The organism is Allobosea sp., from assembly GCF_035999205.1.
Lineage (GTDB): Bacteria > Pseudomonadota > Alphaproteobacteria > Rhizobiales > Beijerinckiaceae > Allobosea.
Map to the genome: position 1 here is coordinate 122,840 of NZ_DASYHA010000015.1, position 14,951 is coordinate 137,790.

Annotated in this window: 14 protein-coding genes and 1 tRNA gene; 9 read left to right on the forward strand and 6 right to left on the reverse strand. The window is 68.6% G+C overall.

The features are described 5' to 3' along the window. Nucleotide 1 precedes the first annotated feature (1 nt). The 5 genes from VGN82_RS04940 to VGN82_RS04960 all read left to right on the forward strand — a co-directional run bounded on the left by VGN82_RS04940 (nucleotide 2) and on the right by VGN82_RS04960 (nucleotide 7,107). Entirely contained in the window at nucleotides 2-526 is a 525-nt protein-coding gene (locus VGN82_RS04940) for a CAP domain-containing protein (RefSeq protein ID WP_327525878.1), read from the forward strand. A gap of 443 nt (nucleotides 527-969) precedes the next feature. After that, on the forward strand, nucleotides 970-2,787 hold the full coding sequence (locus tag VGN82_RS04945) for a glucan ABC transporter ATP-binding protein/ permease (protein ID WP_327525879.1): 1,818 nt from the start codon (nucleotides 970-972) through the stop codon (nucleotides 2,785-2,787). 92 nt (nucleotides 2,788-2,879) lie between these two features. Beyond that, the gene (locus VGN82_RS04950) at nucleotides 2,880-3,863 is read left to right on the forward strand and encodes a TRAP transporter substrate-binding protein (protein WP_327525880.1); all 984 of its coding nucleotides are present in this window, start codon (nucleotides 2,880-2,882) and stop codon (nucleotides 3,861-3,863) included. Between the two features lie 136 nt (nucleotides 3,864-3,999). Continuing rightward, the gene (locus tag VGN82_RS04955; RefSeq protein ID WP_327525881.1) at nucleotides 4,000-5,133 is read left to right on the forward strand and encodes a calcium:cation antiporter; all 1,134 of its coding nucleotides are present in this window, start codon (nucleotides 4,000-4,002) and stop codon (nucleotides 5,131-5,133) included. 201 nt (nucleotides 5,134-5,334) lie between these two features. Further along, nucleotides 5,335-7,107 (forward strand): caspase family protein, encoded by a 1,773-nt coding sequence (locus VGN82_RS04960; protein ID WP_327525882.1) that lies wholly within the window; start codon nucleotides 5,335-5,337, stop codon nucleotides 7,105-7,107. Between the two features lie 4 nt (nucleotides 7,108-7,111). Here the strand turns inward: VGN82_RS04960 and VGN82_RS04965 are convergent, their stop codons facing one another. From VGN82_RS04965 to VGN82_RS04975, 3 genes are all read right to left on the reverse strand, one after another. After that, nucleotides 7,112-7,582: a hypothetical protein gene (locus VGN82_RS04965; protein ID WP_327525883.1), complete on the reverse strand. Its 471-nt coding sequence runs from the start codon at nucleotides 7,580-7,582 to the stop codon at nucleotides 7,112-7,114. A 185-nt stretch (nucleotides 7,583-7,767) separates the two neighbouring features. Continuing rightward, nucleotides 7,768-8,922, reverse strand: coding sequence for a 3-dehydroquinate synthase (gene aroB, locus VGN82_RS04970; RefSeq protein ID WP_327525884.1), 1,155 nt, complete (start codon nucleotides 8,920-8,922; stop codon nucleotides 7,768-7,770). Then, nucleotides 8,919-9,542 (reverse strand): shikimate kinase, encoded by a 624-nt coding sequence (locus VGN82_RS04975; RefSeq protein WP_327525885.1) that lies wholly within the window; start codon nucleotides 9,540-9,542, stop codon nucleotides 8,919-8,921. Before VGN82_RS04975 ends, aroB begins: the two co-directional genes overlap by 4 nt. Nucleotides 9,543-9,717: 175 nt before the next feature. Here VGN82_RS04975 and VGN82_RS04980 point away from each other — a divergent pair, with 175 nt between their 5' ends. The 3 genes from VGN82_RS04980 to VGN82_RS04990 are packed head-to-tail and all read left to right on the forward strand — an operon-like array spanning nucleotide 9,718 to nucleotide 11,405. Further along, nucleotides 9,718-9,864, forward strand: coding sequence for a histidine kinase (locus VGN82_RS04980; RefSeq protein WP_327525886.1), 147 nt, complete (start codon nucleotides 9,718-9,720; stop codon nucleotides 9,862-9,864). Beyond that, the gene (locus VGN82_RS04985; protein WP_327525887.1) at nucleotides 9,861-10,787 is read left to right on the forward strand and encodes a site-specific tyrosine recombinase XerD; all 927 of its coding nucleotides are present in this window, start codon (nucleotides 9,861-9,863) and stop codon (nucleotides 10,785-10,787) included. The genes VGN82_RS04980 and VGN82_RS04985 overlap by 4 nt, the downstream gene beginning before the upstream one ends. Before the next feature lie 12 nt (nucleotides 10,788-10,799). Further along, nucleotides 10,800-11,405 (forward strand): HutD/Ves family protein, encoded by a 606-nt coding sequence (locus tag VGN82_RS04990; RefSeq protein WP_327525888.1) that lies wholly within the window; start codon nucleotides 10,800-10,802, stop codon nucleotides 11,403-11,405. Nucleotides 11,406-11,491: 86 nt separating this feature from the next. Here the strand turns inward: VGN82_RS04990 and VGN82_RS04995 are convergent, their stop codons facing one another. The 3 genes from VGN82_RS04995 to VGN82_RS05005 all read right to left on the reverse strand — a co-directional run bounded on the left by VGN82_RS04995 (nucleotide 11,492) and on the right by VGN82_RS05005 (nucleotide 14,804). Further along, complete coding sequence (locus VGN82_RS04995; RefSeq protein ID WP_327525889.1) at nucleotides 11,492-12,361, reverse strand: dienelactone hydrolase family protein; 870 nt, start codon at nucleotides 12,359-12,361, stop codon at nucleotides 11,492-11,494. A 144-nt stretch (nucleotides 12,362-12,505) separates the two neighbouring features. Continuing rightward, complete coding sequence (locus tag VGN82_RS05000; RefSeq protein WP_327525890.1) at nucleotides 12,506-13,918, reverse strand: M48 family metalloprotease; 1,413 nt, start codon at nucleotides 13,916-13,918, stop codon at nucleotides 12,506-12,508. Nucleotides 13,919-13,991: 73 nt separating this feature from the next. Continuing rightward, nucleotides 13,992-14,804 (reverse strand): hypothetical protein, encoded by an 813-nt coding sequence (locus VGN82_RS05005; RefSeq protein ID WP_327525891.1) that lies wholly within the window; start codon nucleotides 14,802-14,804, stop codon nucleotides 13,992-13,994. Nucleotides 14,805-14,832: 28 nt separating this feature from the next. Between VGN82_RS05005 and VGN82_RS05010 the strand changes: the two genes are divergently transcribed. Beyond that, a tRNA-Arg gene (locus VGN82_RS05010) sits at nucleotides 14,833-14,909 on the forward strand. The last annotated feature ends 42 nt before the right edge of the window (nucleotides 14,910-14,951 follow it).

A 14,951-nucleotide genomic window follows, 5' to 3' on the forward strand; every position in this document is an offset into this window, starting at 1 on the left:
GATGCTCAGCCTCGAAGGCGGCGCGGCGAGAGCCCGCTCGATGACCTGTCCCGCCCTCGTAGCAGGCGCACTCGCGCTCATGGGCGTCGCCGGCTGCACCGAGCCGGTGCGCCAGAGCCAGCCGGCCTTCTATCGCGATCTCGGCTCTCCCTCTGCGCAGGTCGATGCGAACGAAGCCCGGGCGATGATCTCGGCCTACCGGCTGAATGCCGGGCTGAACACGCTGACGCTCGACCCCGCCCTGGTCGCGGCGGCACAGCAGGAGGCGAGCGCGATGGCGGCGGCCGACAAGCCGGTCCAAGCCGAGGCGGTCAAGACGCGGCTGGCGCGCAGCGGGCAGCCCGGGGCCGAGGCCAATCTCTCGGCGGGGTACCGCCGGCTGGCGGAGGCCTTTTCGGGCTGGCGCGATTCACCGCAGCACGACCGGGTCATGAAGACGCCCGGCGCGACGCGAATGGGCATCGCCACGGCCTATGCTCCGGGCTCGAAATACCAGGTCTACTGGGCGTTGATCCTGGCGCCGTGACCGGCGCCGCAACCCGCTGCCCTCAGGACATGAGTCCTGTCGGCAGCGATGGCGCACCCGGTTTCAGCGCGTTCCGACACGGCGATTGCAGGGCGGGTAGGGGCTCTCCCTGACCAGCGGCTCGGTGTCGCCCTTGCCGGTGACGGCGGCGAAGCGGTCGCTCGGCACGCTGCCATTTGTGAGGATCTCGCGGACCGCCGGCGCGGCCGACCGGGAGCTCCAAGGGATCACCCTCGGGCGCGGCACCGGGCCGCGGGGTCGCGGTGTGCCCGGTGATCGCGATCTTGTTGGGCATGTGCCGCAGCCTCGGCGCCGGCAGCTTGCGCATGCGGTCGCTCGGCAGGTCCTTGCCGTCCGTGAACAGCGCTCGGCCTTCCTGATCGTCGAGCTGAATGTCGATGCCGAGCTTGCCCGGCGCGCACCGTCCGCTAAAGCTAGGCGCGATGTCGCTGTTCTCTCTCTATGCACGCGTGCTGGGCGCGCTCGGTCCCGAAAGGCGGCTGGGTATCGTACTGGCGCTCGCCAACATCCTGCTGGCCGCGGTCTCCTTCGCCGAGCCGATGCTGTTCGGCGCGCTGATCGACCGGCTCACCACCATCCAGACAGCCGGCGGGACGGTGACCTGGGGAAGCATCGGAACGCTGATCGGTGCCTGGGTCGGCTTCGGGCTGGCCAATATCGGCATCGGCGTCTTCGTCGCGCTGCATGCCGACCGGCTGGCGCATCGGCGCCGGCTCGCCGTGATGGCGGAGTATTTCGAGCACGCGCTGTCTCTGCCGCTGGCCTATCACACGCAGACCCATTCCGGCCGCGTGCTCAAGGTCATGCTCGACGGCACCAACGCGATGTGGGCGCTGTGGCTCTCCTTCTTCCGCGAGCACTGCGCCTCGATCGTCGCGCTGTTCGTGCTGCTGCCCTTCACGATCTGGAAGAACTGGCAGCTCGGCCTGCTGCTGATCGGGCTGGTCGCGCTGTTCGGCTCGCTCACCGCCTATGTGCTGCGCAAGACCGACAAGCTGCAGAGCAATGTCGAGAGCTACCATTCGAGCCTCGCCGAACGGGCCTCGGACGCTCTCGGCAACGTCCCAGTGATCCAGAGCTTCACCCGCGTCGAGGCCGAGGTCCGCGGCCTGCGCTCGACCATCGCCAGCCTGCTCGACGCGCAGTTGCCCGTGCTGTCCTGGTGGGCGATCGCGACGGTGGCGACACGCGCCTCCGCCACCTTGACGGTGCTCGCGATCTTCGTCGTCGGCACCTGGCTGCTGATGCGGGGCCTGACGACCGTCGGCGAGATCGTGACCTTCATGGGTTTCGCCACCATGCTGGTCGGGCGGCTCGAGCAGATCGTCTCCTTCGTGAACTTCATCTTCATGCAGGCGCCGAAGATGCGCGAATTCTTCGAGGTGCTCGATACGTTGCCGAGCGTGCGCGATCCGCATGGCGCCGCCGATGCCGGCAGGCTTTCGGGCGCCGTCGCCTTCGAGGACGTGTCCTTCTCCTATGACGGCAAGCGCGCCGCGGTGCAGGACGTGTCCTTCGCGGTTGCGCCCGGCGAGACGATCGCGATCGTCGGGTCGACCGGCTCGGGCAAGTCGACCACGCTCGGCCTGCTGCACCGTGCCTTCGATCCGCAATCGGGCCGGATCACCGCCGACGGCGTGGACATCCGCGAGATCTCGCTGCTCTCCCTGCGCCGGAACATCGGCGTCGTCTTCCAGGAGCCGATGCTGTTCGCGCGCTCGATCCGTGAGAACCTGACCGTCGGCAAGCCGGATGCGACCGATGCCGAGATGATGCAGGCGCTCGACCGGGCACAGGCGACAGAGGTGATGGCGCGCCAGCCCGACGGACTCGACACGCTCGTCGGGGAGCGCGGCCGCACGCTTTCAGGCGGCGAGCGCCAGCGTCTCTCGATTGCCCGGGCGCTGCTGAAGAACCCGCCGATCCTGATCCTCGACGAGGCGACTTCGGCGCTCGACGCAGCGACCGAGGTCAAGCTGCAGAAGGCGCTGGAGGAGGTGATGAAGGGCCGTACCACCTTCGTCATCGCCCACCGTCTGGCCACGATCCGCAATGCCGACCGCATCCTCGTGTTCGAGCAGGGCCGGGTCATCGAGATGGGCTCCTTCGAGGAGCTCGTCGCCAAGGGCGGGCGCTTCGCCGCTCTCGCACGCGCGCAGTATCTCGTCACCGACAAGGCCCCAGCACCCGCCACTGAAGAGCCCGTGAGCGCGCTGGCCGCCAAGATCACGCCGGACTAGGCAGAGGCACGCTTGCCTCGATCTTGCATGGAACCCGCGGTTCGAAGCGGGGGCCGCTCGTTGCCTGTCCCGCGATCACGAGGGACATGATCATGCGCTGGTTCATCGCGGGTTTCCTGCTTTCGGCAGTCTCCCTGGCAGTGCCCGCCGGGGCGGGCGCGCAGACAATCTGGGAGATGCCGACCGAGTATCCGGCAACGGCCATCCCCGGAGAGGGCGTCACGGCCTTCGCCCAGTTCGTGAACGAGAAATCCGGCGGGCGGCTGACGATCAAGCCGAGCTTCGACGCAGCCCGCGGCATCAAGTCGGCCGCGATGATCGCCGCGGTGCAGAAGGGCGAGGTCGTGGCAGGAGACGCCTTCGCGGGGGCGCTCGGTGCGGTCGATCCGCTGTTTGGCCTGTCCTCCCTGCCTTTTCTCGCGACCTCGATCACGGATGCCCGCAAGCTGACGGAGTTGGCCCGCCCGGTCTATGACCGAAAGCTCGCCACCTTCGGCCAGAAGATTCTCTACACCACGCCCTGGCCGGCCTCGGGCATCTGGTCGAAGGAGCCGCTGACTGCACCGGCCGCCCTCGCCGGCCTCCCGATCCGCACCTATGACGCGACCTCGACCGCGGTGCTGAATGCGGCGGGCGCCAAGGCGAGCAATCTCTCCTTCGCCGACGCCATGCCGAAGGTGAAGGATGGCAGCGTCACCGCCGTGCTGTCCTCGGGCGATGGCGGAGCCGGGCGCAATCTCTGGGACTTCCTGCCGAATTTCGCCGAGGTGAACTACGCCCTGCCGATCTCGATCGCGACGGTCAATCTCGCGGCCTATGAGGCGCTGCCGGCAGATCTGCGCCAGATCGTGGACGAAGCCGGCGCGGCGACCGAAAAGAGGCAATGGAACGCGATCCGCACGCGGCTCGACGAGAACTATGCCCGCATGCGCGCCAACAAGGTGGCGATCCAGACCGATGTGCCACCGACCGTCGCGAAGGCGCTCGCGGATGCCGGCAGGAGCGCCGTTGAGGACTGGCGCCAGAAGGCGGGCGCGGACGGGGCTGCGGTGCTGGACTCCTTTCGCAAGCCCTGAACGAGAGGCGGGGCGTCTGCCGCGGCGATTCAGCGAACAAAACCAACTCCGGATGCGTTAGGCTGGGACGAAGGCTGCTTCGGCGGCCCGCTTTCTTGCGCCCTTTTTTCAAGCCACGACATTCCGGGATGGACCATTGAGCACGCTGATCCTCCGCCTCGCCTGTGCCTGGGCGACCGTTGCCGCCTTCCTGCTTTTCGGCGATGGGCTGCTGGCTCAACTTGGCGCGCCGCTGATCTCGGTGGTGATCTTCGTCTGGCTGCTGGGCGTCATCATCTGGGCGGCGTTCGGGGTCGTGCACGAGGCGGAGATCCTGGCGGGTCGGCTCGGGGAGCCCTTCGGCACGCTGATCCTGACGCTCTCGATCGTGATCATCGAGGTGGCGCTGATCTCGGCCGTTATGCTGGGCGCCAAGGGCGCGCCGACGCTGGGGCGCGACACCATGTTCGCGGTGCTGATGATCGTGCTCAACGGCGTCGTCGGCATCGGCCTGCTCGTCGGCGGCCGGCGCCATTTCGCCCAAAGCTACAATCTCAAGGGGGCCGCCTCCTACCTGTCCGTGATCACTCCGCTGACGGTAATCCCGCTGGTTCTGCCGAACTTCACCACATCGACCGCGAACGGCACGCTGACGACGCTGCAGTCGGTCAGCTTCTCGCTATTCACCGTCGCGCTCTATGGCGCCTTCCTCGTGCTCCAGACGGGCCGGCACCGCTCCTTCTTCCAGGAGCCGACCGGCGACCAGGCACCTCTGCCACGCACCGCCACGCCCGAAATCGAGGCCGGCGAGGACGATCACGGCCATGAGGACCCGGGCGGCGCGACCCTGACGCATGTCGCCCTGCTGCTCGCCAACATCCTGCCGATCGTCATCCTCTCGAAGAGCCTCGCGGCGGTGCTCGACTTCGGCATCATCCAGCTCGGCGCGCCGGTTGCGCTCGGTGGCATCCTGATCGCGATGGTGGTGTTCACGCCGGAATGCATCGCGGCGTTGAGGGCGATCAACGCCAACCAGCTCCAGCGGGCGATCAATCTCTGCCTCGGCGCCGCCGCCTCGACGCTGGGGCTGACGGTGCCGGCGGTGCTCGCGATCGGTCTCTGGACGGGGCAGGAGATCGTGCTCGGCCTGTCCGGCACGAACATGGTCATCCTGGCGATGACGCTGCTGCTCAGCACGCTGACCTTCACCGGCACGCGCACCACGATGCTGGAGGGCGCGGTCCATCTCTCGGTCTTCTTCGTCTTCCTGGTCCTGGTGTTCAGCCCATAACGTGGCCGTGCGGACGCGTGACAGGCCGGCCAAAGTGGTTACGCTACGGCAGTCATGGCCGATACCGCGCCGGGGAGATCGAGCTTGCATCCAGTTTCCTTGCCGGGCTTGCTCCTTGCGCTCGCGCTGTGGGCATGTCCGGCTCAGGCCCAGGACGGAGGCGATATGGGCCTCTGTGCCAATGAGCGTGTGAAAACGACGATGCTCTCGCCGGCGGAACTCGGGGCGGCCGAAGCCGCCTGCGGACGCATCCTGGCCGGAGGTGCCGACGAAGCGGCTCGCCAGAGAGCCAGCTTCTTCAGGGGGCTGATGCGCTTCCTGCAGGTGGTCCAGAAGGGCGCGGCGCAGGCGGCGAAGAACGATGGCTCGGTCGCGTACAAGCCGCCGTCGCTCGCGGAGGTGCGTCCGGCATTGCAGGACGTCCAGGTGGCAATCGACGCCGAGGGGCCGCTCAAGGGCGAGGCCCTGTCGCTTCGCGTCACGATCAACCAGACGATCGGTCGGCCTGGGGATGCCCGTGCCGATGTCGAGCAGGCCATGAAGGCGGCGCCGCAGGACGCCACCCCCTTTGTCCAGCGCGCTCTCGAACATCAGCGAACCGGCGATGTCGGGGCGGCGCTCGCCGATCTCGACCGGGCAGTGGAGCTCGATCCGGCCGCTGCGACGGCGCTGTGGGCGCGCGGCGACCTGCTGCGCCGGCTCGGGCAACTCGATCGCGCACGCGCCGATCTCGCCGCCGTCTCGGCGCTCGGGCCGCCGCTTGCCAGCATCGCGCTGACGCATAAGTCCGAACTCGAGCTGCGCGCGGGCAACCTGCAGGCCGCTTATGACGACCTCATCGCCGCCTCCCGCGCCGGCGCCGACACGCCGAAAGCAGAGGCGTCTTCGGCGCGGGCGGCCTTGCTGGTCCGCGCCGGGGATCTGGCGCTCGACAAGCTGAAGGAGCCGGATGTCGCCGAGAAGCATTTTCGCGATGCCTCGCGGCTCGACCCGAAGAACTTGAGCGTGGCGCTCGGCCTCGCCCGCGTCGAGGAACGGCGCGGCCAACGTGACAAGGCGATCGCGATCTACAAGCGCATCCTCGCCTCGACCAAATCGACCCCCAGGCTCTATGAACGCATCCTGGCATCCTTCCGCCTGAAGGAGCTGACCCGGCCGCCACGCCGCGACGCCTCCTCGCTGTTCCGCAGCGGTCTCGATGCGGGCATTGCGGTCGGCAGCGGCTCTCCGGATGGGCTCAGGCGCGTCGCCTTCGTCATCGGCGAGGGCGATTACGACCAGCTCACCAGCCTGCCGAATGCCCGTCGCGACGCGGCGGTGATGGCGAGCGCGCTCGCTGAAATGGGTTTCGATGTCGTCGAGGTCGCCGAGAATCTCGGCAAGGCCGAGCTTCGCAAGGTGCCCGCGGTGATCGCCGAGCGGGCGGCAGAGGCGGATGTTGCCCTCGTTTTCTATGCTGGCCATGGCGTCGAGACCGCCGGCCGGAACTACCTGATCCCGGTCGATGCATCGCCGGGGAGCGACCAGGAACTGGACAGCGATGCTCTGGCGCTTGCCGATCTCGTGGCGGCGGCCGGCAAGGCGCGTCGCGGGGCTCTCGTGATCGTCGACGCCTGCCGCAACGACCCTTTCGTCGAGGCGCGCGCGGTGGCTGTGTCGCGCGGGACGGGCAGGCGGGCGCCGGCCGTGCCGGAACGCCTGCGCAGCGGGCTGGCGGCAACGCCCGTGGCTGCGCCCAACAACGTGGTGTTTCACTCGACCCAGCCGGGCCAGACCGCGCTTGATGGCGATGGGCTCGAAAGCCCGTTCCTGCGTGCGCTGCTGGAGACTCTGTCGAAGCCCGGCCATCCGCTGGATGCGGTGGTGAGGGAGACCAGCGCACAGGTGTCGCAGCGGACGAATGGCCAGCAGCTGCCGGCGAGCTACGGCAACGCGCCGGCGATCGCACTGCTGCCGCCTGCGGCCAGGCGGTGAGGCCCTATTTCGGTGCCTCGACCGTCAGCGTGATCTGACCTCGCCCGAGACGCCCTTCCTTGTCGGTCGCCTCGACTTCGATGAGATGCCGGCCCGGCGGCACGAGCACGGCCGCCGCGTCGATGCCGTCTGCGGTGATGAAGGATTTGATGCGGGAGGTCAGGTCGACATCGAGCTGGCGGCGATAGGTTACCCGGACGGTCGCGGGATCGATCGGCACGCCGTTGCGCGGCTTGAACTTCACGGCGAAGCGAAAGGGTTCGCCGTTCATGCCGACAGCCGGCGGTGCCAGTCGATCGACACCTGGGCCGCGCGTCAGGTTGCGTTCCTGGCTGCTGGCGGCAGCTGGCGGCGGAAAGCTCGCTTCCTGCCTGGTGATGAGCTGGATCGGTTCCGCAGCGCTGGGTGTCGAAGATGCACAAGCCGCAATGAACAGGCCGAGCAGAGCTCGTCCGGCCAATCTCGTCTTCGCCATGCGGTCGGTCCTCTCCTGATGACGCCGGACCGGCTTCCGGATCCTGCGTCGCGGGGGCTGCGTGCCGCAAATAAATGGCAGTGACGGCTGTCGCCCGCAATGGTCGCGCCGCGGCATTCTGCCGTTGCGTCATCGCCGTCGTTCCCGAGCCGCCAGATCCGTGAGATCTCGGCCGGCGAAGCGGGTCAGTGCGCCGGGCCGTTGGCCGCCAGCTCGGTCTCGATGAAGGCCTGAACCTCCTCGGCCGCGACGCCATGGGCGATGAAGCTCTTGCCGATGCCGCGCGCGAGGATGAAGGTCAGCACGCCGCGCCGGACCTTCTTGTCCTGACCCATCGCAGCGACGATCTCCGGCGCGCTGCCGGCGCCGCCGGGCACCTGCTGGAGCGTGCTCGGCAGGCCGACCGCGTCGAGATGGCGCGAGACGCGGATGGCGTCCTGTCCGGAGCAGAGACCCATCCGCTGTGAGAAGCGGAACGCCAATGCCAGTCCGATTGCGACCGCCTCGCCATGGACGAGCCGGTCGGAGTCGTATTTCGTCAGGCGCTCGAGCGCATGCGCGAAGGTGTGGCCGAGGTTGAGCAGGGCGCGGTCGCCTTCCTCGCGCTCGTCGCGGGCGACGATGGCGGCCTTGGCCTTGCAGGCGACCGCGACCGCATGGTCGCGCTCGGGGCCGCCGGCGATGATCCGGCTCCAGTTGACCTCGCACCAGTCGAAGAAACCGGGATCGTCGATCAGCCCGTATTTCACGACCTCGGCATAGCCTGCCTTGAACTCGCGCTCGCTCAGCGTGTCGAGCAGCGCGGTATCGGCGATGACCAGCGCTGGCTGATGGAAGGCACCGACCAGATTCTTGCCATGGCCGGAATTGATGCCGGTCTTGCCGCCGACCGAGGAATCGACCTGCGCCAACAGGGTCGTCGGCATCTGCACGAAGCGCACGCCACGTCGCAGCACAGCGGCCGCAAAACCGGTCAGGTCGCCAACGACGCCGCCACCCAGCGCGATGACGATGTCGTCGCGCTCGATCTTGGCCGCGAGCAGCGCGTCGCAGAGCGCGATGAACTGGGCATAGGACTTCGTCGCCTCGCCCGGCGGCACCGTGATGCGCGTCGAGGTGATGCCCTCCTGCTGCAGGCAGGCCTCGAAGGCCGGGGCATGCAGGGCGGCGACGCTCTCGTCGGTGACCAGCGCGACCTTGGCGCCGGGCGCGAAGGCGGCGATCAGGGCGGCAGCCTCGCAGAGCTGGTGGCGGCCGATATGGATGTCGTAGGCACGGCCCTCGAGCGCGACCGGAACCACGATCCGGGCGCCCGAGCTGTCCTTCGCAGGAATGGTCATGGCATCCGCTTTCTGTCGGTGTCGGCGCGCAGATGCCTCTCCAGCGCCGAGATCGCGCCGGTGACGACGACATCGTGGGGCTCGTCGCGCGAGACCAGCGTGAGATCGGAGAGCGCATAGACCGGTTCGCGCTCGCCGAGCATACGGCGCAGCGTCCCTTCCGGATCGGCGGTCTGGAGCAGCGGCCGCTTCGTGTTCTTGCGGACGCGGCGCATCAGCACCTCGGGCTCGGCCTTGAGCCAGATCGAGATGCCGAGATCGGCGATGCGCGCCCGCGTCTCGGTGTTCATGAAGGCGCCGCCGCCCGTCGCCAGCACGAGCGGGCTGCGCGTCGTAAGGATGCGGCTGATGACACGGCGTTCGCCGTCGCGGAACTCGGCCTCGCCCCGCTGTGTGAAGATCTCCGCGATCGTCATGCCGGCGGCCGTCTCGATCTCGGCATCGGCATCGACGAAGGGCAGGCCGAGACGTGCCGCCAGGCGCCGGCCGACCGAGCTCTTGCCGGAGCCCATCATGCCGACGAGCACGATCGCGCGGTTGCCGAGCGCGGCGCGCAATGCGTCAGGGTTCACGCGGAGTTCTTTGTTCTCGGGTTGGTCGAGCGTTTCGACGATGGTCATTGCGGCGTTGTCCTCAGCGCCCGTTTAGCATGAGCCAATATGCTGCGTCATGTCCGCAGGCGGCAGTTTTTGGCCGGCCTGTGGCCTTGCCGCCCTTGCCCGCGCCCGCCATCTTCCGAAAGATGTCGTCATTCGACGTCGCGTCGATCGATCTTCTCGAGGGTTCAGCTTCTCCGTGCCGACGCTGTTCAGATTTGTGGCGTTCCTCGCCTTGCTCGGCGGGCTCGTCTTCGGCTGCATGGTCGCGCTGGTCACCTTCGTGCAGCCGGTACCGCGCGAGATGGTCGAGACGGTGCCGCCTTCCAAGCTGCTGCCGAAATGAGCCGGATCGCGAGGGCGCGGCTGAACGGCTTCCTCGATATGCTCGCGGCCGAGCGCGGGGCCGCCCGTAACACGCTCGATGCCTATCAACGCGATATCGAAGACTATCTCGCCTTCCTCGGCGGGCGGGCGCTCGACGTGGTCTCGGCAGACGACATCCGCGCCTGGCTCGCTGAAATCTCGGAGCGCGGGCTGAAGGCCTCCTCGGCCGCGCGCCGGCTGTCGGCCGTGCGCCAGTTCCACCGCTTCCTCTACACCGAGGGCTTCTCGCCTGGCGATCCATCGGCCGCGATCGAAGGGCCCCGGCAGGGGCGGCCGCTGCCCAAGGTGATTTCGGTCGCAGATGTCGACCGGCTGATCGAGACGGCGAGGCTGGCCTGCGAACGGGAGGGCGCGACGAGGCCCGCGCGGCTGCGCGCGCTCAGGATGTGCTGCCTGATCGAGATGCTCTACGCAACGGGCCTGCGTGTCTCCGAGCTGATTGCGCTGCCGCTCTCGGCCGCGACGACGCGCGAGCGCTTTCTGGTCGTGCGCGGCAAGGGCGAGAAGGATAGGCTGGTGCCATTGAACGAGGCTGCGCGCGAGGCTGCGCGCTCCTGGCTCGGCGCATTGCGTGAGAGCGGCGGCGCGGAGAGCCGCTGGCTGTTCCCCGCCGACGGCGAGAGCGGCCATCTCACCCGCCAGGCCTTCGCGCGCGACCTCAAGGTCCTGGCCGGGGCAGCGGGACTGTCCGCGAGCCTGAGCCCGCATGTGTTGCGCCACGCCTTCGCCAGCCATCTGCTGCAGAACGGTGCCGATCTGCGCGTGGTCCAGGAACTGCTGGGGCATGCCGACATCGCCACGACCCAGATCTACACCCATGTCCTCGACGACCGCCTCAAGAGCATGGTGCGAGACCTGCACCCCCTGGCGGACGATGCCTGAAGCGAGCCGATCATGACCGAACCCGCAAGCACCCGGCCGACCCTCACGCCGCTGGCGCCGGAGAGCTTCCGCAGCAAGCCCTGGAAGAATGGTGGCGGCATCACGGTCGATATCGCCGATGCCTGCCAGGCGGGAGCCGATCCGGCTGGCTGGGAGGGGATGGTCTGGCGGCTCGGCCGAACGGCGATCGTCCGGCCCGGCCCGTTCTCGGACCTGACCGGCTATGAGCGGCTGCAGACGGTGATCGTCGGCTCCGGTCTCGTCCTGGACGGGACCAACGGCGAGATCGATCTGCGCCAGCCCTTCACGCCGGTGCGCTACGATGGTGGCATTCCCCTGGTCAGCCGGCTGGAGAATGGGCCGGTCGAGGTCGTGAACCTGATCGCCGACCGATCGCTCTGCGCCGTCGACCTGGTCGCACCCGTCGCGGGAGAGCGCCTGGTCCTGACCCGCGGGATCCACATCCTCTACGCGCCAGGCGCTGCCGTGAGCGGGCGCTGCGGCTCTGAGGCGTTCACCGTTCCCGGCGGCCACGCCCTGCGCATCGATGTCGATGCCGAGGGCGTGTTGGCTGTGGAGGGGGGACATGCGCTGCTGGCGACCATCCAGCTGCGCTAGGCAAGTCCGGCCGAATTCTCGAAGCTCGGTCGTCATCCCGGTGCAAGGCCGGGATGACGCCGTCATCAGAGCAAACGCGACAGGACTCAGGTCGCTCCCGTCTCTGCGGCGAGGAAGGCAACCGACCGTTCCCATGCCTGCTTGGCGGCGGCGGCATTGTAGCGCTCGGCGCTGGTGTCGTTCATGAAGGCGTGGTCGACATCCGGATAGACGATGGCTTCGTGGCGGATGCCCGCCGCCTTCAGCGCGGCCTCGTATTCGGGCAGTGCCTGGACAAGGCGCGTATCGCGGGCGGCATGCTGGATCAGCAGCCGCGCCTTGATCTGGGGCACGCCGGCGAGATTGGGCGATCGGCCGTAGAAGACCACGCCCGCCGAGAGTTCGGGCGCCGCCACGGCCAGATCGTTGACCACGCCGCCGCCCCAGCAGAAGCCGATCGCGCCGGTCTTTCCTGACGCATCCGGTCGCGAGGCCAGGAGCTTCAGCGCTGCCCGGCCCTGTTGCACGACGTCAGCCGCCGGCAGACGCGGGAACAGCGCCCGGGCCTCGTCCGCATCCTTCGGCGTGCCGCCGAGCGGCGTCAGGAAATCGAGCCCCAGCGCGGTGAAGCCGGCCAGCGCCATGCGCCGTGTGACGTCCTCGATATGCGGGTTCAGGCCGCGATTCTCGTGGATGACGAGCACGCCACCCCGACGGCCGGCCGCCTTGGGGGCGACGAGATAGCCCTTGAGCGCGACGCCATCGACGCTCGTATCCAGCCGCTCAGCCGTGACCCTCGCGTCATCAGGTGCGATCTGCTGGGCCTGGGCGTAGTTCGGCTCGAGCAGGGCGAGCGCGGCCTCGGCTGCGGCGGCCGAGCCGGCCAGCACCATGAGGCGGTTGAAGAAGATGCGGCGGTCGAGCGGCTTGTGGGTGTATTCGTCGTAGAGTTCGACGATCCGGCGATCGAGCGCCATGGTGTCCTCCCGCGTGATGTTGCGCACGGATTGCAGTGTTCTCTCACCCCGGCAAAGGGCGGAGACATCCTAGCGACCTCTGTGGAGTGCGGGAGGGACCGGCCGGCTCATCGCGGCTTCGTGAAGATCGGCCTTCGGGGCGCGTTATTCCGCGATGATCTTGTAGCGCTGGCCTGGAGTGAGGGCGCCGCCCCGTTCGATGCCGTTCAGCACCATGAACAGCTCCCGCGCGCGCTCCTGGTCCGGCATCCGCGCGGCCATCGTCGCGGGCGTGTCGTCGGCAGCGGCGGCCACCGTCCGGACCTGCATCGGCTTGACGGTGTGCGCCTCCTCGGCGCTCAGCACGCGGAAGCTGGAGAGCAGGGCCCGCATCGGCCGCTCGGGATCGCCACCGCGTGCCGCCAGGATGAAGCGATAGACCCGGTTTCCGGCCTGGACGGCCGCGAGACGGAAGGTCCAGTCGGTGCCCTTTCCGACCGCGATCACGGCCGGCTGCCCGGCAATGTCGAGCGACTCGATGGCCGTCGTTTCGACGCCGTCGATCCAGCCGGCCGCGACATAGGATTGCAGCGTCTGGCCGGCCTTCAGCGAGACCGAGTCGAAGCGCAGCGCCTGGGTGCCGTTGGCGCTGACGCCGATGACCATGTCGCGGGCGGCCTCGAGCCCGAAGCCTTCGGGGGCCGTGAAGCCGATGCGCAGCGCGCTGTTGAGATATTGTCGCCCGCGCACGACGCCGTCGCGCGGGTCGTCGCCATAGGCGATGCCATCGATCGCCGACAGCCAGCGCCCGGCATCGCGCTCGCCGATCCCCGGCGCGCCGATCTGGCGCGCGGCGGCGGTCACGGCGGCGATGCGCTCGGGCGTCTGCGGATGGCTCGACAGCATGTCGAGGCGCTTGTCGTCGGAGCTCTGATTCTGGCCAGAGCTACGGAAGGCGGTGTTGCGGCCGAGCGCGGCGAGGAAGCGCCCGGCGCCGTAAGGGTCATAGCCGGCGCGCGAGATGTTGCGCACGCTGATCTGGTCGGCGGTCAGTTCCTGCTGCCGCGAGAACTTGGCGAGCGAGAGCTTCGAGCCGGCCTGCACGGCCGCGCCCTGCGCCGGATCCTTCAGGACCTGCGAGACGACCTGGCTGACCAGCGCCGATTCCAGCTCGCGCTCGGCCCGCTCGACGGCATGCTGCGCCGTGACATGCGCGATCTCATGGGCGAGAACCGAGGCGATCTCGGCGGTGTCGTTGGCGAGGGCGAGCAAGCCCCGGGTCACGTAGAGCCGGCCATTGGGCAGCGCGAAGGCATTCACGGCCGGCGAATTCAGGATGGTGATCTCGTAGGAACCGATCTGGCCCTCGCCGGCCTTCGACAGCCGCTGCACGACCTCGTCCAGGACGGCGCGTGCCTTGGGCGCCCGGTACTCACCGCCGAAGGCGGAGAGCAGGCGCTGATGCTCGCTCTCGGAGGCGCGCTGCACCGTGCTGACCCGCGGCGCGATCTCGCCATCGGTCGCGCCCTGCGACGGCAGGAGCGGGCTCTGGTCGCTCGTGCAGGCGACGAGCAGCATGGCGGGAAGCGCGAGCGCAGCCAGCCGCTTGGGACAAAGCAGAAATCCGTGTCGCCAGAACGCCAGCATTCCGTCAGTCGACCAGTTCCAGGGCGAGCTTCGAGGTCACGTCGAGCAGGAGCCCGTCGCGCCCCGAGAGGACACCACGCGCCCGCAAGCGTTTACCGCTCACCCCGGTCGCGGTCCAGCCGCCATCCTGCATCTCGCGCCACAGCGTCTTCGACAACACGATCGACGCGGCCTCCCCCCGCCGGCGCGAAAAATTCAGATAGGTCCGTTGCGCTCGCTCGCCGACGGAGGCGATTCGCCCTTCCAACAGCACGAGACGGCCTTCTTGCGCCTTGAGCGCGGCGATATCATGACCGTCGATGGCGGGTCCGCCGGCTGCCGCTGCCATCGGAGTCGCCGGTGGTTGTGGCCTTGCGCGCTGACGGCTGGTTCGTGCGGGGCGCGCGCCGCCATCGCATCGGGCTGGCCTCGCCTCCGGCAGCGGCAAGGCGGCGCCCTCGCTCAGGAGCGCGGCGGCGAGCTCGCGCGGTGCGTCTCCGGGTGTCGCGCCCGCTTCATAGAGCCTTGCCGGGAGGCGGCCCCAGCGGTCAGCCTCTCCGAGCAGGACGAGTTTCAGCTCACGCTCGCGCCAGCGCCCGATGCCATCGGCGAACCGGGCCGCTTCCGCATCGTCCTGCCGCGGCGCGAGGCCGACGAGGCGGAGCCGGCGCCCGTCCACGAGAACCGGGTCGCCGGCTCCGTCCAGCCCGGACAGGCGCACCACCGGACTGTCGGGCGCAAGCTCGGAACAGGCGTCGCTTGCCACGGCCATCCCGGCGAGAAGCGGCCAGGCAAGCAGCGTCGCGAAAACCAACACAAGAAGAGGCTTCACCGGCATGGCGATTATGCTACACGGTTTGACGTGCGTCCCGGTAGCTCAGCAGGATAGAGCAACGGTTTCCTAAACCGTAGGTCAGGGGTTCGAATCCCTTCCGGGACGCCAAAATCTCGAGAAATCACCAATCTGCAGCGCGGTATGCCAGGG